Annotated in this window: 16 protein-coding genes, 1 tRNA gene and 1 pseudogene; 5 read left to right on the top strand and 13 right to left on the bottom strand. The window is 63.6% G+C overall.

Translation table 11 applies throughout. The annotated features are described in order from the left end of the window. Positions 1 to 787: 787 nt before the first annotated feature. Together HDR50_RS03160 and HDR50_RS03155 are read left to right on the top strand one after the other, a co-directional pair. A complete protein-coding gene (locus HDR50_RS03160; protein WP_291355843.1) occupies positions 788 to 1,276 on the top strand; it encodes a hypothetical protein in 489 nt (162 codons plus the stop codon). 945 nt (positions 1,277 to 2,221) lie between these two features. Next, positions 2,222 to 3,257, top strand: a pseudogene (locus tag HDR50_RS03155) (IS481 family transposase). A 69-nt stretch (positions 3,258 to 3,326) separates the two neighbouring features. On the opposite strand, the gene HDR50_RS03150 reads toward HDR50_RS03155, so the two are convergent. The 4 genes from HDR50_RS03150 to HDR50_RS03135 all read right to left on the bottom strand — a co-directional run bounded on the left by HDR50_RS03150 (position 3,327) and on the right by HDR50_RS03135 (position 6,850). Further along, positions 3,327 to 3,668 (bottom strand): tetratricopeptide repeat protein, encoded by a 342-nt coding sequence (locus HDR50_RS03150; RefSeq protein WP_291355869.1) that lies wholly within the window; start codon positions 3,666 to 3,668, stop codon positions 3,327 to 3,329. After that, a complete protein-coding gene (locus HDR50_RS03145) occupies positions 3,614 to 4,576 on the bottom strand; it encodes a tetratricopeptide repeat protein (protein WP_291355841.1) in 963 nt (320 codons plus the stop codon). Before HDR50_RS03145 ends, HDR50_RS03150 begins: the two co-directional genes overlap by 55 nt. A 408-nt stretch (positions 4,577 to 4,984) precedes the next feature. Further along, positions 4,985 to 5,061: transfer RNA gene (locus HDR50_RS03140), tRNA-Met, on the bottom strand. Positions 5,062 to 5,302: 241 nt separating this feature from the next. Then, positions 5,303 to 6,850, bottom strand: coding sequence for a TRAM domain-containing protein (locus tag HDR50_RS03135; RefSeq protein WP_291355839.1), 1,548 nt, complete (start codon positions 6,848 to 6,850; stop codon positions 5,303 to 5,305). Positions 6,851 to 7,020: 170 nt separating this feature from the next. Between HDR50_RS03135 and HDR50_RS03130 the strand changes: the two genes are divergently transcribed. Together HDR50_RS03130 and galE are read left to right on the top strand one after the other, a co-directional pair. After that, a complete protein-coding gene (locus HDR50_RS03130) occupies positions 7,021 to 7,692 on the top strand; it encodes an adenylate kinase (protein WP_291355866.1) in 672 nt (223 codons plus the stop codon). Between the two features lie 71 nt (positions 7,693 to 7,763). Then, a complete protein-coding gene (gene galE / locus HDR50_RS03125) occupies positions 7,764 to 8,750 on the top strand; it encodes a UDP-glucose 4-epimerase GalE (protein ID WP_291355837.1) in 987 nt (328 codons plus the stop codon). Between the two features lie 123 nt (positions 8,751 to 8,873). On the opposite strand, the gene HDR50_RS03120 is transcribed toward galE, so the two are convergent. From HDR50_RS03120 to HDR50_RS03105, 4 genes are read right to left on the bottom strand one after another with little or no spacing between them, the layout of a single operon-like run. Beyond that, positions 8,874 to 11,873 (bottom strand): AIR synthase-related protein, encoded by a 3,000-nt coding sequence (locus HDR50_RS03120; protein ID WP_291355835.1) that lies wholly within the window; start codon positions 11,871 to 11,873, stop codon positions 8,874 to 8,876. Positions 11,874 to 11,927: 54 nt separating this feature from the next. After that, positions 11,928 to 12,899 (bottom strand): polyprenyl synthetase family protein, encoded by a 972-nt coding sequence (locus HDR50_RS03115; protein ID WP_291355834.1) that lies wholly within the window; start codon positions 12,897 to 12,899, stop codon positions 11,928 to 11,930. Between the two features lie 45 nt (positions 12,900 to 12,944). Then, complete coding sequence (mqnB, locus tag HDR50_RS03110) at positions 12,945 to 13,703, bottom strand: futalosine hydrolase (RefSeq protein ID WP_291355832.1); 759 nt, start codon at positions 13,701 to 13,703, stop codon at positions 12,945 to 12,947. Continuing rightward, positions 13,704 to 15,017: a nucleotide sugar dehydrogenase gene (locus HDR50_RS03105; protein WP_291355831.1), complete on the bottom strand. Its 1,314-nt coding sequence runs from the start codon at positions 15,015 to 15,017 to the stop codon at positions 13,704 to 13,706. A 69-nt stretch (positions 15,018 to 15,086) separates the two neighbouring features. On the opposite strand from HDR50_RS03105, the gene HDR50_RS03100 reads away from it, so the two are divergent. Continuing rightward, positions 15,087 to 15,281 carry a DUF2065 family protein gene (locus HDR50_RS03100; protein ID WP_291355829.1) on the top strand — a complete coding sequence of 65 codons (195 nt, stop codon included), beginning with the start codon at positions 15,087 to 15,089 and terminating at the stop codon, positions 15,279 to 15,281. A 5-nt stretch (positions 15,282 to 15,286) separates the two neighbouring features. Here HDR50_RS03100 and HDR50_RS03095 read toward each other — a convergent pair whose 3' ends face one another. The 5 genes from HDR50_RS03095 to ilvA all read right to left on the bottom strand — a co-directional run bounded on the left by HDR50_RS03095 (position 15,287) and on the right by ilvA (position 20,652). Next, entirely contained in the window at positions 15,287 to 16,018 is a 732-nt protein-coding gene (locus tag HDR50_RS03095) for a ubiquinone/menaquinone biosynthesis methyltransferase (protein WP_291355827.1), read from the bottom strand. Then, the gene (locus HDR50_RS03090; RefSeq protein ID WP_291355826.1) at positions 16,015 to 16,269 is read right to left on the bottom strand and encodes a hypothetical protein; all 255 of its coding nucleotides are present in this window, start codon (positions 16,267 to 16,269) and stop codon (positions 16,015 to 16,017) included. The genes HDR50_RS03095 and HDR50_RS03090 overlap by 4 nt, the downstream gene beginning before the upstream one ends. A 231-nt stretch (positions 16,270 to 16,500) precedes the next feature. Then, complete coding sequence (locus tag HDR50_RS03085) at positions 16,501 to 18,372, bottom strand: hypothetical protein (protein ID WP_291355824.1); 1,872 nt, start codon at positions 18,370 to 18,372, stop codon at positions 16,501 to 16,503. Between the two features lie 174 nt (positions 18,373 to 18,546). Then, positions 18,547 to 18,945 (bottom strand): cytochrome c3 family protein, encoded by a 399-nt coding sequence (locus HDR50_RS03080; protein ID WP_291355822.1) that lies wholly within the window; start codon positions 18,943 to 18,945, stop codon positions 18,547 to 18,549. A gap of 117 nt (positions 18,946 to 19,062) precedes the next feature. Further along, a complete protein-coding gene (ilvA, locus tag HDR50_RS03075; protein WP_291355820.1) occupies positions 19,063 to 20,652 on the bottom strand; it encodes a threonine ammonia-lyase, biosynthetic in 1,590 nt (529 codons plus the stop codon). Positions 20,653 to 20,676 lie beyond the last annotated feature (24 nt).

Here is a 20,676-nt window from a genome sequence, read left to right as displayed (position 1 = left end):
CTTTTACGCATACGATAGCCCCGTGGCTGCTTTGTGGATTTCTTGCTTTCGCACCATTTCTTTTCTTGTTTTTCGATGCTGTTGTGCGTACGCAAATACAGGCAGAATCTTGGCTTGTGTTTTTCAAAATCTGCGGCCAATTATTCTGCACAGTTCTTCGTGATAACAATGTGCTGGGTGTCGGCCTCTCGCTTTCTTCAGCATTTGTGTGCTCCACACTCTATATGGGTGGCGGCTTTGTCCGAATCATGTTGGTAGTGAACGTTGTCATATGTGTCATCTATGCTTTTTGTTTGGCGCATCCATTTAAATCAGAATCATTTTTAATTTACTTCAATTTGCTAGGGTTGGGAAGTATTGTCTTTACAAATCTTATAGGGTTCATTGCCGTAGCTGGGAGGCAATCAGATGCCTGAGCAATATATAGAATATGGAATGGGGTTGATTTTTATCTTGGCAATTCTATCATTCTCTATATCTATTTTTATAATTTCACGAAGTTGGTGGGTTTTTAGAAAAATTCGACACAGCATAGTCCCTACTTCTGATAAAGTGGATACTCAGACTTTGGTTGGTATGTTAAACATGGGAGTCATATCCTTTTGTTTTATTACGAATACCGCCAACAAGTTTAATCCAAAGGAGAATAAGCACAATTTTGCGAACGTTCTAGCTTATACTCCAATTTTGGTATTGAGTAGACAGCTAGCATCAACTTCTCGGTACAGGTCTGAATATGCCTAATAGCTGCATCCATTACGAGTCATATGATTATATCTTCAAATATGTGACCAAGGAGATTATCGAATCTCGCTATGAATTACTCTCAAATATTTACGAAGAATTCATCAGTAAAGAAAATATGACTGGAAAAGTCGTGTTGAACAGAGTGGTTCTAGGTTATGCAATCATGGACTATTTTAGTGATATTGCTAGGATTAAACAATTTCATGGCATAACAAGAGTAAATGAAACAAAAATTTGTGCCTATGAAAGCTTCTGGCTATTGAAGCGCAAGCCCCTACAGGTGATTGGAGCAGATAGTAATTTCCCTTTTTGCAATGAACAGTTTATTTTTTTACGTGTGATCCAACTCCTGAGCGGTGGAAATGAAAAAATTGATATATTCAATAATCCCGTTCTTCGGCCTTTTTTGGAATCTCTTTTTTATTTCCTTAAATTCCGAAATTGTGACGCACAGGCTCTGGAGTTTGCCTTTCAGGCGTTTGCCGCAGGAGTGCAGTTCAAAAAGCTTACCCCCACAGCTTCTTCTTAGTCCTATCAGTAATAATGTTGCTGTTTGCATTTCACTTATTTGATTACTCTGTAAAAATGTTGTTTTGCTTTAATTTGTTGAAGCAGTGCATGGCGTTGCGTGCTTCGTGAAGTCTCTTGTCTATTGCCACTTGAGATAATGTACAGAAAGTTTCGCACATTTAAAAATGAAAACAGCCCACCGCATAGATTGGATTGGTTTGTCCACCACCAAATCTGCAAGGAGAACTGCGAAATGGAGAATGCGTAGAACAGGATAAAAGAAAAGTCTAGGTCATTGAGGTGGATGGGGCAGCATAGAGCGCATGTATTCTAGGTTGGCCGCCAGAGCGTGAAGGAGATGCTGAACGGACTTCTGATACGGTTCCAAGCGGACGCATGGTTTCAGGGGGTGGAACCTTGAGCGCAAGGCGGAGCGGGCTAACACTAGGGATCCGGTACTATCAGCGGTACTTTCAAATAACGCCGGGATCTGTGCAGTTCAGCTTTTCGAAACTGCGTCTATTTCCTTTCAATCAGCCATCATTGAGCGAGATCGCCGGGGGAGGAAGCTCTGTAGCAGGGAAGGCTCTGTAGAGGAAGCGCACGCGAAAATTTACCTGACCTTAAGCATTGGTTTGAAAGGCAGAAGACATACCCGAAGATCTCGGGGAGCCGTGTCGGTCCGAGCAACATGAGCGACCGGAACCCAAGCGTGCATGGAGTGGCGGAATCGAAACCGTTTCCGTCTAGGTGGCGATTTGCGTGAACCAAGAAGGCTAGCGCGAAGTTCTTGGGCATTCGAGGGGAGGGGGTAGAGCAGGGAAACGGGCGTGGATTTTTGCCATGCCTTATATGAGCTAGTTCGACTTAATCTGACAATAGCCCCTTGAAAAGCACGGGGAACTCCGTTTTGATGGAAACGTGAACAATCCCATCAACCGGCACCATGCCCACGGAGTTCCCAATGGAAAGCTTTAACCAAAGCGTCATCAAGCACAAGACCGGACTTCTCACCCTGGCGGCGGAATTGGGCAATATCTCCAAGGTTTGTCGCATCATGGGGTTTTCCAGGGATACGTTCTATCGGTATCAGGTAGCCAGAAATTCCGGTGGCGTTGAGGCCCTGTTTGAAGTCAGTCGCAGAAAGCCAAGAAAAACCGGGTGGAAGGAGCGACAGAGCAGGCGGTGGTCGAGTTCGCCACGGCCTTTCCTGCTCACGGACAAGTCAGATCCAGCAACGAACTGCGAAAGCAGGGTATCTTCGTTTCACCCTCAGGTGTGCGCTCCATCTGGCTGCGCCATAACCTTTCGTCCATGAAGCAGCGGCTGACTGCGTTGGAAAAGATGTCGGCAGACCAAGGCATAGTCCTGACCGAGGCCCAGGTACAGGCTCTGGAACGCAAAAAGGAGGATGATGAGGCGTGTGGCGAGATCGAAAGTCACCATCCCGGCTATCTTGGCAGCCAGGACACCTTTTATGTGGACACTATCAAGGGAGTGGGCCAGATTTACCAGCAAACCTTTGTGGATACCTACTCCAAGTGGGCGGCTGCCGAACTCTACACGACCAAGACGCCCATAACCGGGGCCGATCTTCTGAATGACCGGGTATTGCCTTTCTTTGCCAACCAGCGGATGGGGATCATCCGCAACCTGACAGACCGCGGCACGGAATACTGCGGAAAACTTGGAACCCATGATTATCAGCTGTACCTCGGCGTAAACGGCATTGAACATGCACGAACCAAGGCGCGACATCGCAGACCAATGGCATCTGCGAACGCTTCCACAAAACTATCCTCCACGGGTTCTATCAGGTTACCTTCCGATGCAAATTATATCACTCTTTTGAGGAACTTCAGACAGACCTGGATCCATGGCTTGAGTACTACAACACCGAACGAACCCACCAAGGCAAGATGTGTTGCGGCAGAACGCCCATGCAAACCCTGCTTGACGGGAAAAAGCTCTGGAATGAAATGGTCGCACGTCTAAACTAATCGGACAGGGAGAATCTCCAAGACGGAGTAAACTGTCAGATCAAGTCTGAACAACTACATTTTATGACTTTACTTCTTAGATTTATTTAGAATTGCGTATTTATCACAACCTTCTTGTATGCCGTTATCACATGCTAGGCCGTAATATTCTTTTGCCTTAGCTGTGTCTTGTCTTACTCCGTGACCATTATAATACATTTCTCCAAGTGCTAGGAAAGCGCCTGGGTTTTGTTTCTCGGCAGCTTTCTCAAAAAATACCTTAGCTATTTTGTAATCTTTTTTTACGCCAATACCCTCATGATACATATATCCTAATGCTGCATTCGCATTGGGATTTCCTTGATTAGCAGATTTATTTAAATATTCCTTGGCTTTGACATATCTTTTTTTGTACCTTTTCCATAATAGTATATAAGCCCCAATGCGAATTGGGCCGAATTATCGCCCAAATCTGCTGCTTCCTTATAGTATGCTATCCCTTTTTTGTAATCTTGGCGAACTCCAATGCCATTTGTATACATATCGCCTAAAAATGATTTAGAGGCCGGATGGCCTTGTGATGCTGACTGTTGAAAATATTGTAATGCTTTTTTATAATCTCTCTTTCCAAATATTATACCTATGTAGTGATTTACGCCTAATAAATATTGTGCATTACTATCATTTTGATCAGCAGCCTTTTCTAACAGGTTTAACCCTTTTTTATGGTTGCCTTCGTCGCGGATATCAGATAAATATATCCCTCCTAAATATCCTTGGGCCGCTGGATGATTTTTGCCTACAGCTTTTTCGAGGAATTCTACAGCTTTACTTCTGTCTCTGTCTACGCCTAGCCCGGTATCATACATGAGAGCTAGCCTATACTGAGCTTCTGGATTCTCTTGAGATGCCGCTTCTTCTAGCCACTTTTTTGCCTTATTATAATCTTTATCTTTATAATCTTCTTGGAGATAGATAGTACCTAATGCACCTTGAGCGAATGAGTCCCCTTTATTCGCTGGATCTGAGAGTAGATCTATTGCTTTAATATAATCTTTGTTGCCACCTTCACCGATAAAATACATAACTCCTAACATTATTTGTGCATAAATATTTCCCTGCGATGTAGCCTTCTCAAGCCATTCTCTGGCTTGTACTAAATCTTTTTTTGTATCTTCACCATTATAATATTTTAAGGCTATTTCATACTGCGCTTCGCTATCTCCACTTTTGGCTTCATCCAAGAGCTTATTGAAATCCGTTTCGGCAGCGAAGATGGTAGACGAAAATAGGATCAACAATAGAGTAATTGTTTGAAGCAGGAATTTTGTGGACTTCATTGCACAAGCCTCCCCAGATTAAAAGAACAGGAAAAACGCTTACTTCTTCTTATAGTGAACCGTAATAATTTTAAAATTTCAGATATGGCATGTCAATATTTTTTGGGAGGTGCGATACTGGGTTCCCTTTTGAGTCGTGCCATGGGTCTCGCAGCCGGGGGTAGAAAAACTGGTTAGAAAAATGTTGGTGACATCCGAGGGGCATGAACTGGCGAGGCCGATGAGGCCGTTAGCAGGTATTTTTTCAGGATTCTACCATGATCCCCTGTTCTGGAGCTTTTCCCACCGCATCCGAAAAACCGCATGATTCCATGCTTTGCAGCACTCAGACACTAGTGTGTGGTTAGTAATAGGTTAGAAAAATGAAAAGGCACTTATGGTTAGAAAACCGTAAGTGCCTGATTTTATTGGTTGCGGGGGCAGGATTTGAACCTACGACCTTCGGGTTATGAGCCCGACGAGCTACCGAACTGCTCCACCCCGCGTCATGTGTAGGTAAACATATACGCCGTGGAGGGCGGTGTCAAGGGTAAATTTACTGAGGGTGAGGAGGAGGAAGTGGGGCCCGCGATGGCAGAGGGGGAATCACAAATGTGGGTGACAGGGGAGGGCGGAGGTACGACGGTAAATATGTGGTAAATAATGGGTAGGAAGTTGAGCACCGTGAAAAATTAAGCGCCGGCAAGTAAAACCCCGTGATAGGGATTCTCCGCGGATCGTTTAAATTCAGCGGCGCCAAAGGCTGCAGCATTCCAGGTGGGGCGTGTGTGGGAAAAGGTCAACCGCCGTTAGTCGCTTGAGGGTATAGGTCGAAGAGAGCTTGGCGGCATCACGGGCCAGCGTGGCCGGATTGCAGGAGACGTACAGGATATGCTCCGGCGCGAGGTGCAAGAGGGCGCCCAGCGCTGCCGGCGCAAGGCCGCCCCGTGGCGGGTCGAGCAGGGCCGTATACCATGTGGGGAATTTGTGGCCCTTGTCGAGGGCCGGGAGCCGCGCCCCCCTGGCGAGCCGCTGGAGGAGCGCGCCGGCATCGCCAGTGAGATAGCGCCAGCCGTCCAGCCCCGCATCCGCTGCGTTGCGCTCCGCGAGGGCAACGCAGCGGCGGTCGCTTTCCATGCCTAAAACCGTCATATAGTCACTGGCGATGAGCTGCCCGGGCGCGCCCACGCCGCAATAGACATCCAGCAGGCCGCGACCGCACTGGGGCGCCATGCTCATGACTGTCTGCGCGAGCAGTTCGGCCGCGCCGGTATTGACCTGGAAGAAGGAGGCGGCATCCAGCGCGAAGGAGCGGGCCCCGAGGGGCAGGTGCAGGATGGCGGCATCCCTGTTTTCCGCACCCCCGGAGTCGAGGCAGAGGACGCGGCGCTCCCCGCTGGCGAGCGCGTCGTCCCGGCTGCGTTCTTCATGGATGAAGCCGCCCATGCGGCTCACGCCCCCCACGGCAAGCAGGCGTTCCCCCAGAGTGCGCACGGCGGCGCGTTCGGCCCGGTTCCCGGGGCTCGTCAGGCAAAGCGCCCACCAGCGCGGCTCAGTTTCGCCCGCCAGCCAACCTTGGCGCAATGTAAGAAAGCGCCAGAAGCCGCACGCGCCGGTCTTGCCCCGCCCGCGCCGCTCCGAGGCGCGCCACGCAGGAAGCCCGCTTTGCGCCGCGGCCTCTTGCGCCGCTCCCAAAAGTTCGCGGCCGCCGGGGGGCAGCAGGGCACAGTCGGGCGTGGGCACCACATCAGGGCCGCCCCGGCTCCGTTGGCCGAGCACAAGGCCGGCCCCACCTGTGCCGAAGGCAAAGGTCATGCGATTGCGGAAGCCAGTGAGCGCGGGCGAGGGCACGGTGCGTTCCCACGCCGCAGCAACCTCACCCGCATCAAGGGCGCCGATGCGGGTCAGGGCGTCGCGCGCAAGCCGCGTTTTCCATTCCAGCTGGCTGGCATACGGCATGGTCTGGAGCGGGCAGCCGCCGCAGCCCGGGGCGCTCGTGCCCGCGGCCGCGTGCGGGCAGAGCGGCGGCACGGCATCCGCTGCCGGGCGCAGAACCGCCACGAGCTCCGCCTCCAGAAAGCGCGCCTTGCGGGCCTTCACCCGGCAGCGCACGACTTGTCCGGGCAGGCCCCCGGCCACAAAGACCGTGAGCCCGCGCTCGCCGGGGCGGTCGGTATCCTTGAGGTGGCCGATGCCGCGCCCATCGTGGGCGAGGCCGTCAAGGGCAAGGTCGAGGCAGTCGTGCATGAGCGGCAACGTAGCATGGCGCTCCGCCGGGCGCCAGCGTCGTCCCAACTCCCTCCCCGAGGCGCCCGCAACTGCTGCCCCGCTGCGCGCAAGGCATTGACAGAACCCCTCTTTCAGGCTAGCCGTAAGCGATAGGCAGGCCCGCTCCCAGGGCCCCGCGCTCCGCCGCGGAGCCGCGCATGCGGTTTCGCCTCTACACTATTGCCGAGGAGATCCCGGTGAACATTCTCATTTTCGGCCCCAACGGCAGCGGCAAGGGTACCCAGGGCGAACTGCTCAAGCAGAAGTATGACCTGGCGCACATCGAGTCCGGCGCCATCTTCCGCGAACATATCGGCGGCGGCACCGAGCTCGGCAAGAAGGCCAAGGCCTATATCGACCGCGGCGACCTCGTGCCCGACGACATCACCATCCCCATGGTGCTCGAGACCCTGCGCACCAAGGGCGGCAAGGGCTGGCTGCTCGACGGCTTCCCGCGGAACATGGTGCAGGCGCGGAAGCTCTGGGAGGCCCTGCAGAAGGAAGGCATGCCGCTCGACTACGTGGTGGAGATCCAGCTGCCGCGCGAGACCGCGAAAAAGCGCATCATGGGGCGCCGCCTCTGCAAGAACAACAACAATCACCCCAACAATATCTATATCGAGGCCATCAAGCCCGCTGGCGACAAGTGCCGCGTGTGCGGCGGCGAGCTTACGCTGCGCAATGACGACCAGGACGAGGCCGCCATCAACAAGCGTCACGACATCTATTATGACACCAAGGACGGCACCCTGGCCGCCGCCTACTTCTACCGCGACCTCGCGGGCGACGGCAAGACCAGGTATATCGTGCTGGACGGCGAGGGCAGCATCGACGCCATCCGCGAAGCGCTGCTCGCGCAGCTGGATTAACGGCAAAAATCGCGCCGCGCCGTGCGCCTCACACGGGGCTGCGGCGCGGCGTCTTTTTTTGCGGGGGAGGCATGGCCGTACTCGTCTGCGGGGGCGCGGGCTATATCGGCTCGCACAATGTCCGCGCGCTGCTCGCGGTCGGGCGCGACGTGGTGGTGGCTGACAACTTCCTCACCGGCCACCGCGACGCCGTGGCGCCCCAGGCCCGGCTCCATGAGCTAGACATCCGCGACGCGGCCGCCCTGGACGCGGTCTTCGCCGCCCATCGCATAGACGCGGTGCTCCATTTTGCCGCAAGCTCCCTCGTGGGCGAGAGCATGGAGCGGCCGCTCGACTATTTCAACAACAATATCCTCGGCATGCAGCGCCTTTTAGAGGCCATGCAGCGCCACGGTGTCAGGCGCATCGTCTTTTCGTCCTCCGCCGCGGTCTACGGAGAGCCGGACGCGGTGCCCATCCCCGAGGACGCGCCGCTCGCCCCCACCAACCCTTATGGCGAGAGCAAGCGCATCATGGAGCGCATCATGCACTGGGCCGCGCTGGCCCACGGCATGCGCTTCGTGAGCCTGCGGTATTTCAACGTGGGCGGCGCGTGGCCCGGGGGCGCCATCGGCGAGGATCACCGGCCCGAGAGCCACCTCATCCCGCTCATCCTCCAAGTGCCGCTCGGGCGGCGCCCGCATATCTCCATCTTCGGCACGGACTACCCCACCCCCGACGGCACCTGCGTGCGCGATTATATCGATGTCATGGACCTGGCGGACGCGCACCTGCGCGCCCTCGCGCATCTGGAGCGCGGCGGCGAGAGCCTGATATGCAATCTCGGCAACGGCAAGGGCTTTTCCGTGCGCGAGATGATCGAGGCCGCGCGCCGCGTCACCGGGCACGCCATCCCCGTGGTCGAAGGGCCGCGCCGCGCCGGCGACCCGGCCCGGCTCGTGGCCTCGGCGGAGCTCGCCGAAAGCAAGCTGGGCTGGCGCCCCACGCGCGACATCGAGGCCATCATCGCCTCCGCCTGGGAGTGGCACAGGACTCACCCCGGGGGCTACGGGAGCTGAACGGCGCCCGACCGGCCCCTATGCCCCGAAAAGACCTGTAATGACTGAAAACTCCCCCGGGAATGGCGCGGCCCGCGTCATTCCCGGGGAAGTTTTGCATTTTTGAGGGGCGTTTTCCGCTCGCTACCAGTCCAGCGTGGCCTTGAAGGCCCGGGCGAGGTCATCCACCTTTTCTGTAAGCACCGTGCTGTCGCCGCTGCGCAGGGTGAGCGCGCCCGTGCCTGTCACGGTGCCGATGCGGCGGCATATCTGCCACATGCCGAGGGCGTCCAGCAGCGGCGCGAGGTCGGGCCGCACGCTCACGACAAGGCGGCTCGCGCTCTCGCTGTAAAGCAGCTCGAAGCGGCTCATGGGCTCGAGGGCGGGCACGGCGTCGAGGTCGATGTCCGCGCCGAGGCGGCCGCCGATGCACATTTCGGCGAGCGCCACAGCGAGGCCGCCGTCCGAGCAGTCATGGCAGGCCGAGAGCGCGCGCTGGCCCATGAGCGCGGAGAGGCCGCGATACCGGGCAAGGGCGCTCGCCGCGTCCACCCGGGGCACGAGGCCGCCGGAAAGGCCGAGCTCCGAGGCGGCCTCGCTGCCCGCCATCTCGCGCCAGGTGCCGCCGAGCAGGTAGATGAAGTCGCCCTCGCGCTTGAAGTCCGAGGTCTGCGCGGCCGTGACATTGCGGATGACGCCGATGACCGAGAAGAGCACCGTGGGCGGGATGGAGATGCGCTCGCCGCCCCCCAAGTAGTCGTTCTTCATGGAGTCCTTGCCGGAGATGCAGGGCAGCCCGAACGCCAGCGAGAACTGGCGCAAGGCCCAACAGGCGCGCACGAGCTGGGCGAGCTTGTAGCGCCCCTCGGCATTGGCCTCGGTCCACACCGGGTCGCACCAGCAGAAGTTGTCCACGCCGGCCAGCGCGTCCGGGTCGCCGCCCACGGCCACGGCGTTGCGGATGGCCTCATCCATGGCATTGGCCATCATCCAGTAGGTGTCATAGTCGCTGAACTTGGGGCAGATGCCGTGGCTCAGCACGAGGCCCGCGTCCGACTCCAGCAGCGGCCGCAGCACGGCCGCGTCGCCCGGGCCGTCGCGCAGCGCGCCCACCAGGGGCTTGATGACGCTGCCGCCGCGCACCTCGTGGTCATACTGGCGGATGATATATTCCTTGGAACAGATATTGAGGCGCCCGAGCATCTTTTTGAGGAAGGCGCCCTCGTCGCCCCCGGGGCCCTCCATGCGGATGTCAGGGAAGGCCGGGCGCTTCCACACGGCCTCGAGGCGCAGCTGCGGCACGCCGTCATGGAGAAAGGCCATGTCGAGCAGGGCCACGGTGCGCCCCGCGTAGCGCACCTCGAACACGCCGGATTCGGTGAATTCGCCGAGCGCCGTGGCCTCCACGTCCATGCGCTTCGCAAGTTCGAGGAACTCGTCGAGCTTCGCCTGCGGCACGGCCAGGGTCATGCGCTCCTGCGCCTCGGAGAGCAGCACCTCCCACGGCAACAGCCCGTCATACTTGAGCGGCGCGCGGTCGATGTGCAGCACGCAGCCGCCCGTGTCCTCGGCCATTTCGCCCACCGAGGAGGAGAGCCCGCCCGCGCCGTTGTCCGTGATGGCGTTGTACAGCCCCTTGTCGCGCGCCTTGAGCAGGAAGTCATACATCTTGCGCTGGGTGATGGGGTCGCCGATCTGCACGGCCGTGGCCGGCGAGCCCTCGTGCAGCTCTTCCGAGGAGAAGGTGGCGCCGTGGATGCCGTCCTTGCCGATGCGCCCGCCCACCATGACCACCGCGTCGCCGGGCTCCGCATTCTTTTCCCAGCCCGGGCGCCCGCAGACATCGGTGGGCAGCAGGCCCACGGTGCCGCAAAACACCAGCGGCTTGCCGAGATAGCGCTCGTCAAAGACGAGGGAGCCGTTGACCGTGGGGATGCCCGACTTGTTGCCGCCGTGCTCCACACCCTCGCGCACGCCCTCGAGCACGCGGCGCGGGTGCAGCAGGCGCGGCGGCAGCTCCTTGGCGTAGAAGGGCGACGCAAAGCAGAAAACATCGGTATTGCAGATGAGCTCCGCGCCCATGCCCGTGCCCATGGGGTCGCGGTTGACGCCCACGATGCCCGTGAGCGCGCCGCCGTAAGGGTCGAGCGCGGAGGGGCTGTTGTGCGTCTCCACCTTGATGCAGGCGTCGTAGCCGTTGATGAAGGCGATGACCCCGGCATTGTCCTTGAACACGGACTTGCAATAGTCCCTGTCACCCCGGCGCTCGCGCAGGATGGCCGTGGCGTCGCGGATGCAGGTCTTGTAGAGGTTGTCCACCTGCTCGTGCCGGCCCGTGTCCTCGTCCGTATAGTCGATGGCCGAGGCGAAGATCTTGTGCTTGCAGTGCTCGGACCAGGTCTGGGCCAGGGCCTCCATCTCCACATCCGTGGGGTCTGCGGGGAGTCCCGCCTTGGCGCGGGCGGCGGCGATGTCGGGCCGGGCGAAGTGGTCGCGGATGGCGTGGAGCTCGTCAAGGTTGAGCGCCCAGGTGTTGGCGCGGCTCGCGGCCAGAAGTTCCGCGTCGCTCATGGAGGAGAGCGGCACCACGGCCACCTCGGCGCGCGCCTCGCCGGTGACGCGGGCGGCCTGCGGCGGGAAGTCCGGCTCCGCGGCCCACTCGGCGGCGCTCTTGATGCGGAAGCGCTGGATGAGCGTATTGCAGAGCAGGTCGCGGGCGATGGTCTCCACCTGCCCGCGGTCGAGCGGCGCGGCCGCGTCGTTGTGGATGCGGTACTGGAGCGCCGTGTAGACGGCAAGGCTCTCGCGCGGGATGCCCAGCACCATGGCGGCGGTGTCGCGCGCGGTGCGCCCCTCGTTGTCCGTGACGCCGGGGCGGAAGCCGACCTCCACATACCAGTCCGGCAGGGGCGCGAGCGGCGGGAGCGTGCCCAGGGCCGCGCGCTGGAGGATGGGGTCATGCCAGACCGCGTCCTCGAGCAGGCGGCGCGCCTGGGCTTCGTCAAGGCCGTCGGCGGTGAAGATCTTGACGAGGCGCACCTGGCCCACGGCAAGGCCCAGGGCCGCGCGGATGCGCTCCGCCACCTTGCGCCCCTGAACGTCCTCCAGGCCGGGCTTCGGCCCCGCTTCCAGACGGTAGAGCATGACCACTCCTTTCTTCGTTATTTCCCTTCCCGGCGTGGGCCCGGGTTTTACTTCTCAGTGCCGGCGGTCGCGGACATAGTCCGTCATTTCCATAAGCACCTGGTGTTCCGGGCCGTCGGGCAGGCGCGAAAGCGCGCCCCGGGCGGCCTCGAGGTAGTCCCCGGCCTCCTCGCGGGCGCGGCGGTCAAAGCCGCCCTCGCGCACGCGCAGGGAGATCTCGGCCGCGTCCGCCGCGCTCATGAGCCCGCAGACAAAGGCCGCGTCAAAGGCCGCGCGCTCGTTCTCGCCGAGGTTCAGCCGGTAGAAGCGCAGGGGCGGCGTGAGCTTGCCCTCGCGCACGTCGCCGCCCGTGGGCTTGCCGGTCTCTTCCTCGGGCGCGAAATCCAGCGCGTCGTCCACGATCTGGAAGGCCATACCGAGATTTTCGCCATAGGCCGCGGCCGCGGCCACGGCGTCCGGCCCCGCGTTGGCCGCCAGCGCCCCGAGCTCGCAGGAGGCCGCGATGAGTGCCGCCGTCTTGCCGCGCACGATGGCCGCATATTCCTCGGCGCTCACGTCCACGCGGCGCTGGGCCGCGATCTCCAGTATCTCGCCGGCCGCGGTCTCGCTGGTGGCCGTGGAGAAGCACAGGCAAAGGCGCGGGTCGCCAAAGTCCGCCACCTGGGCGTTGGCCCCGGAGAGCAGGGCGTCCCCCGCGAGGATGGCCTGGGCCACGCCGAACTCGGTATGCGCGGCCGGCTTGCCGCGCCTGTTGGCCGCGTCGTCGAGCACATCGTCATGGAGCAGGGTGGCCGCGTGGAGCATTTCCATGGTCACGGCGAGGTCATAGATGCGGTCGTCCGTGTCGCCCAGAAGGCGCGCCATGAGAACCGTGAGGAAGGGCCGAAGGCGCTTGCCGCCGGCCTCGAGGATGTGCCGCGCCACCGGGCGCACAGGCTCGGGCAGCCGCCCGGCCGCGCGGGCGAGGGCCGCGTTCACGGCCGGGAGCTCCTCTGCGAGGCGCTGCTTCAAAAGCGTTTCAGCCATGTCTTCACTGTTCTCCTTTGCGGCGGCCTCCCAGGCGGCTGCTGCTCAGGCCAGCCCGAGCGCGGGCAACACGCCCGCCAGCGCGGCCAGTGCGCCGGGAAAGTCCTTTTCGTCCGCGGCACGCGGGCCCACCTTGTTGGAGACCGCGCGCACCTCCACGCAGGGCACGCCGGCCCGGGCGCAGGCATAGGCCACGGCAAAGCCCTCCATGTTTTCGAGCTCCGCGCGATGGCGGTTGGCCATCTCCCGCGCGCGGGCGAAACTGGCGCTCACCCCGGCCACGGTGAGCGAACGCCGGGGCAGGAAGGCACCGGGCGCGGGCTCGCGGGCGCCGAGCGCCTCCGCAGGCGCGAGCCTTACGCGGTCATACACATCCTCGGGCGCGCCGTCGGCCTTGCGCCACAGGGGATAGCTGAAGGCCCGCGCCGTGACGGAAGTGCCGTCATTGAGGCCGTATTCGGGCCAGATCTCCTCCTCCACGAGGCACAGGGCGCGCAGGGGCGTCGCCGCGAGGTCAAAGGCGCCGGCAAGGCCCACATTGAGCACCGCGCCGATGCGCAGCCCCCCTCCGGCGGGCTGCCCGGCCTCCCCGCCGCTTCCGCTGGTGAGGCCGAAGCAGAAGCCCATGGCGAGCGCCGCGTTGACCGGCCCCACGCCGGTGACGCAGAAAAGCGCCGGCCGCCCCTTGAGCCGCACGGGCACGGGCGTAAGCTCCCGCAGGCCATCCTCGCTGACGAGGCCCGGGGCTGCGTGGGCCAGTTCGGCCGCGGTGGCCGCGCAGACGAGGAGCGCCCCCTCCGGCACCTAGAGCCTCCAGTACTCCACACCGGCCTCGCGCATGGCCGCCGGGTCGTAGAGCGATTTCACGTCCAGCACCACCCCGCGCTCAGGGTCGGCCATGCGGGCGCGCAGGTCTTCCGGCGTCAGCGCCGCGTAGGCCTTGTGCGGCACGGCGAGCACGATGGCGTCGAGGTCCTTGAGCTCGGAAAGGGGCACCAGTCGCTGCCCGTATTCGCGCAGGGCCTCGTCCGGGTCGGCCTCGGCGTCGGTGACGAGGGTGGTGACGCCGTAATCCTCCAGCTCGCGGATGACATCCACCACGCGGGTATTGCGCAGGTCGGGAACGTTCTCCTTGAAGGTGAAGCCGAGGATGCCCACGCGCGCGCCGTTGACCTTCGCCCCGCGCCGGATGAGCTGCTTGACCGCGCATTCAGCCACATACTTGCCCATGTTGTCGTTGATGCGCCGCCCGGCCAGGATGACTTCGGGGTGGAAGCCCAGCTCCTCGGCCTTGAAGGTGAGGTAGTAGGGGTCCACGCCGATGCAGTGGCCGCCTACGAGGCCGGGCCGGAAGGGCAGGAAGTTCCACTTGCTGCCCGCGGCCTCCAGCACCTCGAGGGTGTCGATGCCCATGCGGTCGAAGATGACGGCGAGCTCGTTCATGAGCGCGATGTTGAGGTCGCGCTGGGTGTTCTCGATGACCTTGGCGGCTTCGGCCACCTTGATGCTCGAGGCGCGGTGGATGCCGGCCGTCACCACGGAGCCGTAGATTTGGGCCAGAAGCTCGGCCGTGGCCGGGTCGGAGCCGGAGACGATCTTGGTGATGGTAGAAAGCGTGTGCACCTTGTCGCCCGGGTTGATGCGCTCTGGCGAATAGCCCACGGTGAAGCCGCTGCCGAGCTTGAGGCCCGACTCGCGCTCGAGGATGGGCACGCAGATCTCTTCGGTGAGGCCCGGATAGACCGTGGACTCGTAGACGACCACGCAGCCCTTGCTCATGTGCTTGCCCACGGTGGTGCTGGCGCCCACCACGGGCGTGAGGTCGGGCGAGCGGTGCCGGTCGATGGGCGTGGGCACGGCCACGATGATGACCGCGGCCTCGGCGAGGGCCGCCGGGTCGGACGTGTAGCGCACATGCGCCTTCGCGAGGGCCGCGTCATCGACCTCGCGGGTGCGGTCGTGGCCGGCAGCGAGCTCGGCCACGCGGGCGGCGTTGATGTCAAAGCCGATGACATCCATATGGCGCGAGAGCGCCACGGCGAGCGGCAGGCCCACATAGCCGAGGCCCACCACGGCCAGCGGCCGCTTGCGCGCTTCCAGTTCCTCAAACGTGATCATGTCCCATCCCCTGCCGGGCCGATGGCGCCCGGGGCTTTACAAAAACGGGATTTTCCCGCACCAAGGGGCATGCACCTCGACTTGCCCCTGCTCCTGCGCGCCGCGGGCCTGGCCCTGGTTTTCGAGGGCCTTGTCTGGGCGCTCGCTCCCGGCGGCATGCGCCGGGCCATGCGGCGCCTTTTGCGCGAGCCTGACGCCGCCCTGCGCGGCGCCGGCCTCGCCGCCATGGCGGCAGGGCTCTTCCTCGTCTGGCTCGGCGCGTAGCGCCGTCAGGCGCTCTTTTCCCCCACATGCAGGCACACGATGCCCGAAGTGAGCTTCTTATACCACACGCGCGCAAAGCCGGCCTCGCGCATCTCGCCGGCCAGTTCCTCGGCCGTGGGAAAGGCACGGATGCTCTCGGCAAGATAGCCGTAGGCGCCGTCGTGCGAAAAGACCCTGCCCACCAGCGGCAGGAGGTGGTTCAGGTAGGCGTTGTAGACGCCGCCCCAGATGCGCTCCCGGCCCGAGCCGAATTCCAGGATGCAGGCCCGGCCCCCGGGCCGGAGCACGCGGAGCATCTCCGCGAAGGCCGCCCCCCGGGGCGCGATGTTGCGGATGCCAAAGGCCATGGTGATGCAGTGGGCCGCGCCGTCACGGACAGGGAGGCGCCGGGCGTCCGCCGCCACGGGCAGGATGCGCGCGAGGTTTGCCCCCTTGAGCTTGCGGCGCCCGCGGGCCAGCATGGGCGGGCAGAAATCCATGGCGGCCACCGTGGCCTTGGGCGCCACGCGGCGCAGGGCGAGCGACACGTCCAGCGTGCCGGCGGCGAGGTCGAGGGCGAGGCCGTCGCCGGGCCTTGCGCTCTCCGCGAGCACGCGCCGCCAGTGCTGGTCGATGCCGAGGCTCAAAAGGCGGTTCAGGAAGTCATACCACGACGCGATGCGGCCGAACATGCCCGCGACGGCCTGGTCATGGCCCGGGCCGCCCCCCGGCTGCGGCAGCCCCTGGGAGCCGTTCATTCGCGCTCTCCGCCGGGGCGGCGCGGCGCGTTGCGGGCGCCGTCAGCATGCGGGGCCGCAGACTCGGGAGTGTCGCCGGCGTCGTCAGCGCCCGCGGCATGCGTGGCCGACTGGGCGATGGCCCGCGCCACCACGCAGTAGACCGCCGGGAAGATCTCCGCGAAATTTCCCGGCGAGACCGTGCGCGTCTCGATGAACTTGGCGGTCAGTTCCTTGGCGACCTGAAGCGCTTCCCTGCTGTCCTTGTCCACGGCTCTGCCATCCGCCCGGCATGAGCCGGGGAAAAAACCCGTCCCTGGGGAATGGCCGCAGAACCCACAGCGGGTCGCGCACCTGGACGGGGAAAAGAACGGAAACGGGAGCCCCCGCCCTTTTTGTTGTCGCATGTTGGCCCCGGCCGTAGCGAGGTCCGGGGCGCCCCGCGCTCAGGCGGGGCCGGGCGAGCATAGGCGTTCGCCGTCTGCTTGGCAAGCGCGCCGCCCCTAGCCGCCGGCGAGGCGGCTGATCTCTTCGCGCAGGATGCGCGCCACGGCGCTGGCCGCAGCCTTGCCGACCTCTTCGTTGAAGCGCGGCTCGAGGTTGTCGAGGCGCGCCTCGATGGCGTCCATGCGCGCGAGCACGCTTTTCTGCCGCGTCTCGAGGGTGGCGAGACGGCTCTCCAGCCCTTCGGGCATGTGCACGGGCGGCGGCGTGTCCTTGAGCGCCTGCCCCACCGAGGAGGCGATGAGCGCGGCAAAACCGTTGTGCAGGGGGCTGCCCTCGCGCAACAGGTCGCCCAGGGAGACGGAATCGGCGGCAGAGTGCTCCAGCGCCTCGATGCGCGCGCGGGCCGCCGCGAGGTCGGCCTCGCACTGGCGCAGGCGCTCGCCAAGGGCGCGGGCCAGGGCGGCAAAATCCTCGGTGGCGGCGAGCAGGGCCGAGGCCGGTACGGTGGCGGCTTCGGGGGCCGGCGGCGCCTGCTCTCCGGGGCCTGCCTGCGCCTCGGGGGCTGCCTCGGGCTCCGCGGGCGCCTCGGGCTCGGGGGCCGCTTCCGGTGCGGCCGCAACAGGCTCGGGGGCCGCTTCTTCGGCGGCGGGGCTTTCCTCGGGCGTCATGTCCCCGGGCTCGGCAATGGCTTCGGCGCTCGGGGCTGCCTCGTCTGCGGGCGCCACGAACGCGGCTTCCGCTGCCACGGCAGCCGCGGCTGTCTCAAGCTCCGGCTCAGGGCTGGGGGCGGCCGCCTCCACTTCGGGCAGCAGCGCCTCATCTGCCGGGGCGGCGGGCAGCTCCGGCTCGTCCGCCGGGGGCATCTCGGTAAATTCGGCTTCGATGGGCGGCAGGTCTTCCGTGGGTTCTGGCGCCGGCTCTGGCGCAGGCGCGGCTTGGGGCGCCGCGGCCTCCACGGTGAGGGCGGTTTCTTCCGCCACCGCTTCTTCCACCACCGCGGCCGGGATCTCGGGTTCCGGGGCGAAAGCCGGTTCCGGCGCGGGCTCTGGGGCCGGCTCAGGTTGCGGCGCGGCAGCCGCCATCAGGTCCTCGAAGGAGGGGGCGGCGGTGTCGGCAGCCGGCGCTTCGGGCGCGGCCGCCTTCTCGGCGTCCAGCGAGGTCAGCAGGCTGGCGAGGTCGGCTTCAAGGTCGGGCTCGCCTGGCGCGGGGGCCGGAGCCGGCGCGGCTTGGGGCGCAAGGGCCGGGTCGCCGAGCAGGGCGTCGAGATCGGCCTCCAGGTCGGGCGCCGCCGGCGCTTCGGCCTTGGGCGCTGTCGGCATGGCTGCCGCTGCCAGCAGGTCTTCCACGCTGGGGGCGCCAGCGGGCTCGGCCGGCGGCGGGGGCGGCGTGGGGGCGTCGCCGCCGAGCAGTTCGTCCATGGCCGCGTCGAGATCTTGCAGCATGGTGTCTGAGGCTTCAGCCGTTGCCGCAGGGGCCGCGGGCGCGGCGGGTGGCGGCGTGCTGCCGCCGAGGAGTTCGTCCATGGCGGCGTCAAGGTCTTGCGGCATGGCGGCTTGCGGCGCGGCAGCCGGAGCCGCTGTGGGCGCGGCAGCCGTAGACGCGCTTTCCTGGGGCTGCGGCGGGATGTCCAGGGAGGCGAGCAGGTTGTCGATGTCGCCCATGTCGGACATGTCGAGCTGTTCGTTGGGGTCCACCACGGGGGCGGCGCCGGGAGCCGGGGCGTCCAGCGGCGCGGCCGGGCCCTTGCTGAAGCTCGCGCCGTCGCTGGCGTCCATCTGGGCGAGCAGGGCTTCTATTTCCGCATCTTCGTTGTCGGGCTGCGCGCCGGCGTCAGCGGCGGGCGCGGCGTCGCCCCTTTCGATGAGTTCGGTGAGGTCGATGATGTCTTCCGCGTTCTCTTCATGAACGGGGGCGTTATGGGCGGCCATGGCAACCTCGCGGTTTGCGTGCGTACGCGGCCGCGCGGACGCGGCGGCCGCAGGGCGGCTTGCCCGGGCCTGTGAGGCGCCGGGCAGTCGCTCTAGAGAACGGCAAAAAACTGTATCAGTTTATGCCACGCGGCGCAAATAGTGGCCGGTGCCGGCCCTTCCTGAAAGCGGCCCTTAGGGATGGCACTTGGACTTGGAGCAGCCCGTGAGCTCCTTCTTCAGGTCCGGCTTTTCCTCGGCGACCTTGCTGTGACAGGCGAGGCAGGTCTGGTGGCGCAGGTCGGCGCCCTTGTTGTGGACCACGAAGTAGAGGCTCTTTTCGCCCTTCTTGGCGGTGAGGTCGTCGTGGCAGCCCGAAGTGGCGCACTTCTGGAAGTTGGGCTCGCCGTTGACCTTGTGGTGGCAGACCACGCACTCCACCTTGGCGTGGGCCGAATGCGGGAACATGACGGTCTTCTTGGCGCCCTTGAACTCGATGGGGCCTTCGGGCACGGCCGGCGTGGCCGTGGCATGGGCGCTCACGGCGCCGAAAGCGCAAAGGGCCAGCACGGCGAGGAAGAGGCTGATCCGCATGGGCATCTCCTTGGGCGCGTCGCGCCGTTTGCAGAGTTGGCGGTTGCTGTGGAAAATCCGCGTGTTAAGCATAGCGGACTCCCCTCGCAAGGTCGAGCGAAAATACGGGGCTTGCGCTCAGGCCGCGCCGTGCCAGCCCAGGAACATGCGGTAGGCGGGGTTTTCCGTCTCGTCCGCATGCGGATAGCCCATGGCGGCCACGCGCGCGAGAAAGTCCTTGAAATCCTCGCGTTTTTCCTCAGGCACGTCAAAGCCCATGAGCACGCGGCCGTAATCCGCGCCGTGGTAGCGGTACTGGAAGAGCGTGATGCTGAATTCCATGCGCATGGCGTCCATGAGGTTGCGCAGGGCGCCGGGCCGCTCCGGGAAGGTGAAGCGCAGAAGGCGCTCGTGCTTAAGCTCGGGCGCGTTGCCGCCCACCATGTGCCGGAGGTGCAGCTTGGCGAGCTCGTTGTCGCTCAGGTCCATCACCTTGAAGCCCTGTTCGCGCAGCTCTTCCATGGCCTCGGCCACGTCCGCCTTGCCCTGGGTCTTGATGCCCACGAGGACGCGGCCGTTTTCCGGGTCGCCGAAGCGGGTGCACAGCTCGGTGATGTTGCGGTTGCCGATGGCCGCGCAGAGCCGGCGGAAGCTGCCCACCTGCTCGGGGATGGTCACGGCGAGCAGCGCCTCGCGCTCGGAGCCCAGCTCGGAGCGGTCCACCACGTGCCCGAGGCGGTCGAAATTCATGTTGGCGCCGCTCACGATGGCGACGAGCGTGGCGTCGCGCGCGTTCTCGCGCGCGGCCCAGGCCTTGAGCCCGGCCAGGGAGAGCGCGCCCGCGGGCTCGGCCACCACGCGCGTGGCCTCGAAAATGTCCTTGATGGCGCCGCAAATGGCGTCCGTATCAACGGTGATGATCTCGTCCAGGAGGTCGCGGCAGAGCGCGAAGGTCTCGTCGCCCACGCGCTTGACGGCCACGCCGTCGGCGAAGAGGCCCACCTCGGAAAGCTCCACCGGGCTCCCAGCCTCGATGGAGCGGCGCATGGCGTCCGAGTCCACGGGCTCCACGCCGATGAGCCGGATCTCGGGCCTCAGGTGCCGGATATACGCCGCCACACCGGCCGCGAGGCCGCCCCCGCCGATGGGCATGAACACGGCGTCGATGGGCCCGGGGTGCTGGCGCAGGATCTCCATGCCGATGGTACCCTGCCCGGCGATGACATCCGCGTCGTCAAAGGGCGGGATGAACACCGCCCCGGTCTGGCGCACGAGCTCGGCCGCGTGCCGGCCCGCGTCGCTGAACGATTCGCCCGAGAGCACCACCTGGCCGCCCAGGCGGCGCACGGCGGTTATCTTGATGGCCGGGGTGGTCACGGGCATGACGATGGTGGCCTCGCAGCCGAGCTTGCGCGCGGCGAGCGCCACGCCCTGAGCGTGGTTGCCCGCCGAGGCCGCGATGACCCCGCGCCTGAGCTCGTCCGGCGTGAGCCGGGCCATCTTGTTGTAGGCCCCGCGCAGCTTGAAGGAAAAGACGGGCTGCGCGTCCTCGCGCTTGAGGAGCACGCGGTTACCGAGCCGCCGGGAGAGGCTGGCCGCCTCGTCCAGCGGCGTCTCCTCGGCAACGTCATATACGCGGCTCAGGAGGATGCGGCGCAGATAGGCGGAGTGGTCGTCGCGGGCGGCCTGGGCCTTGGCGCGGCCGTGGCCGCTTTTGGAACTGGGCATGGTGCCTGCCTTTGCCTCTGTGGC

It is taken from the genome of Desulfovibrio sp., assembly GCF_014803725.1.
Taxonomy (GTDB): domain Bacteria; phylum Desulfobacterota; class Desulfovibrionia; order Desulfovibrionales; family Desulfovibrionaceae; genus Desulfovibrio.
This window is presented reverse-complemented; position numbering and strand designations above follow the sequence as displayed.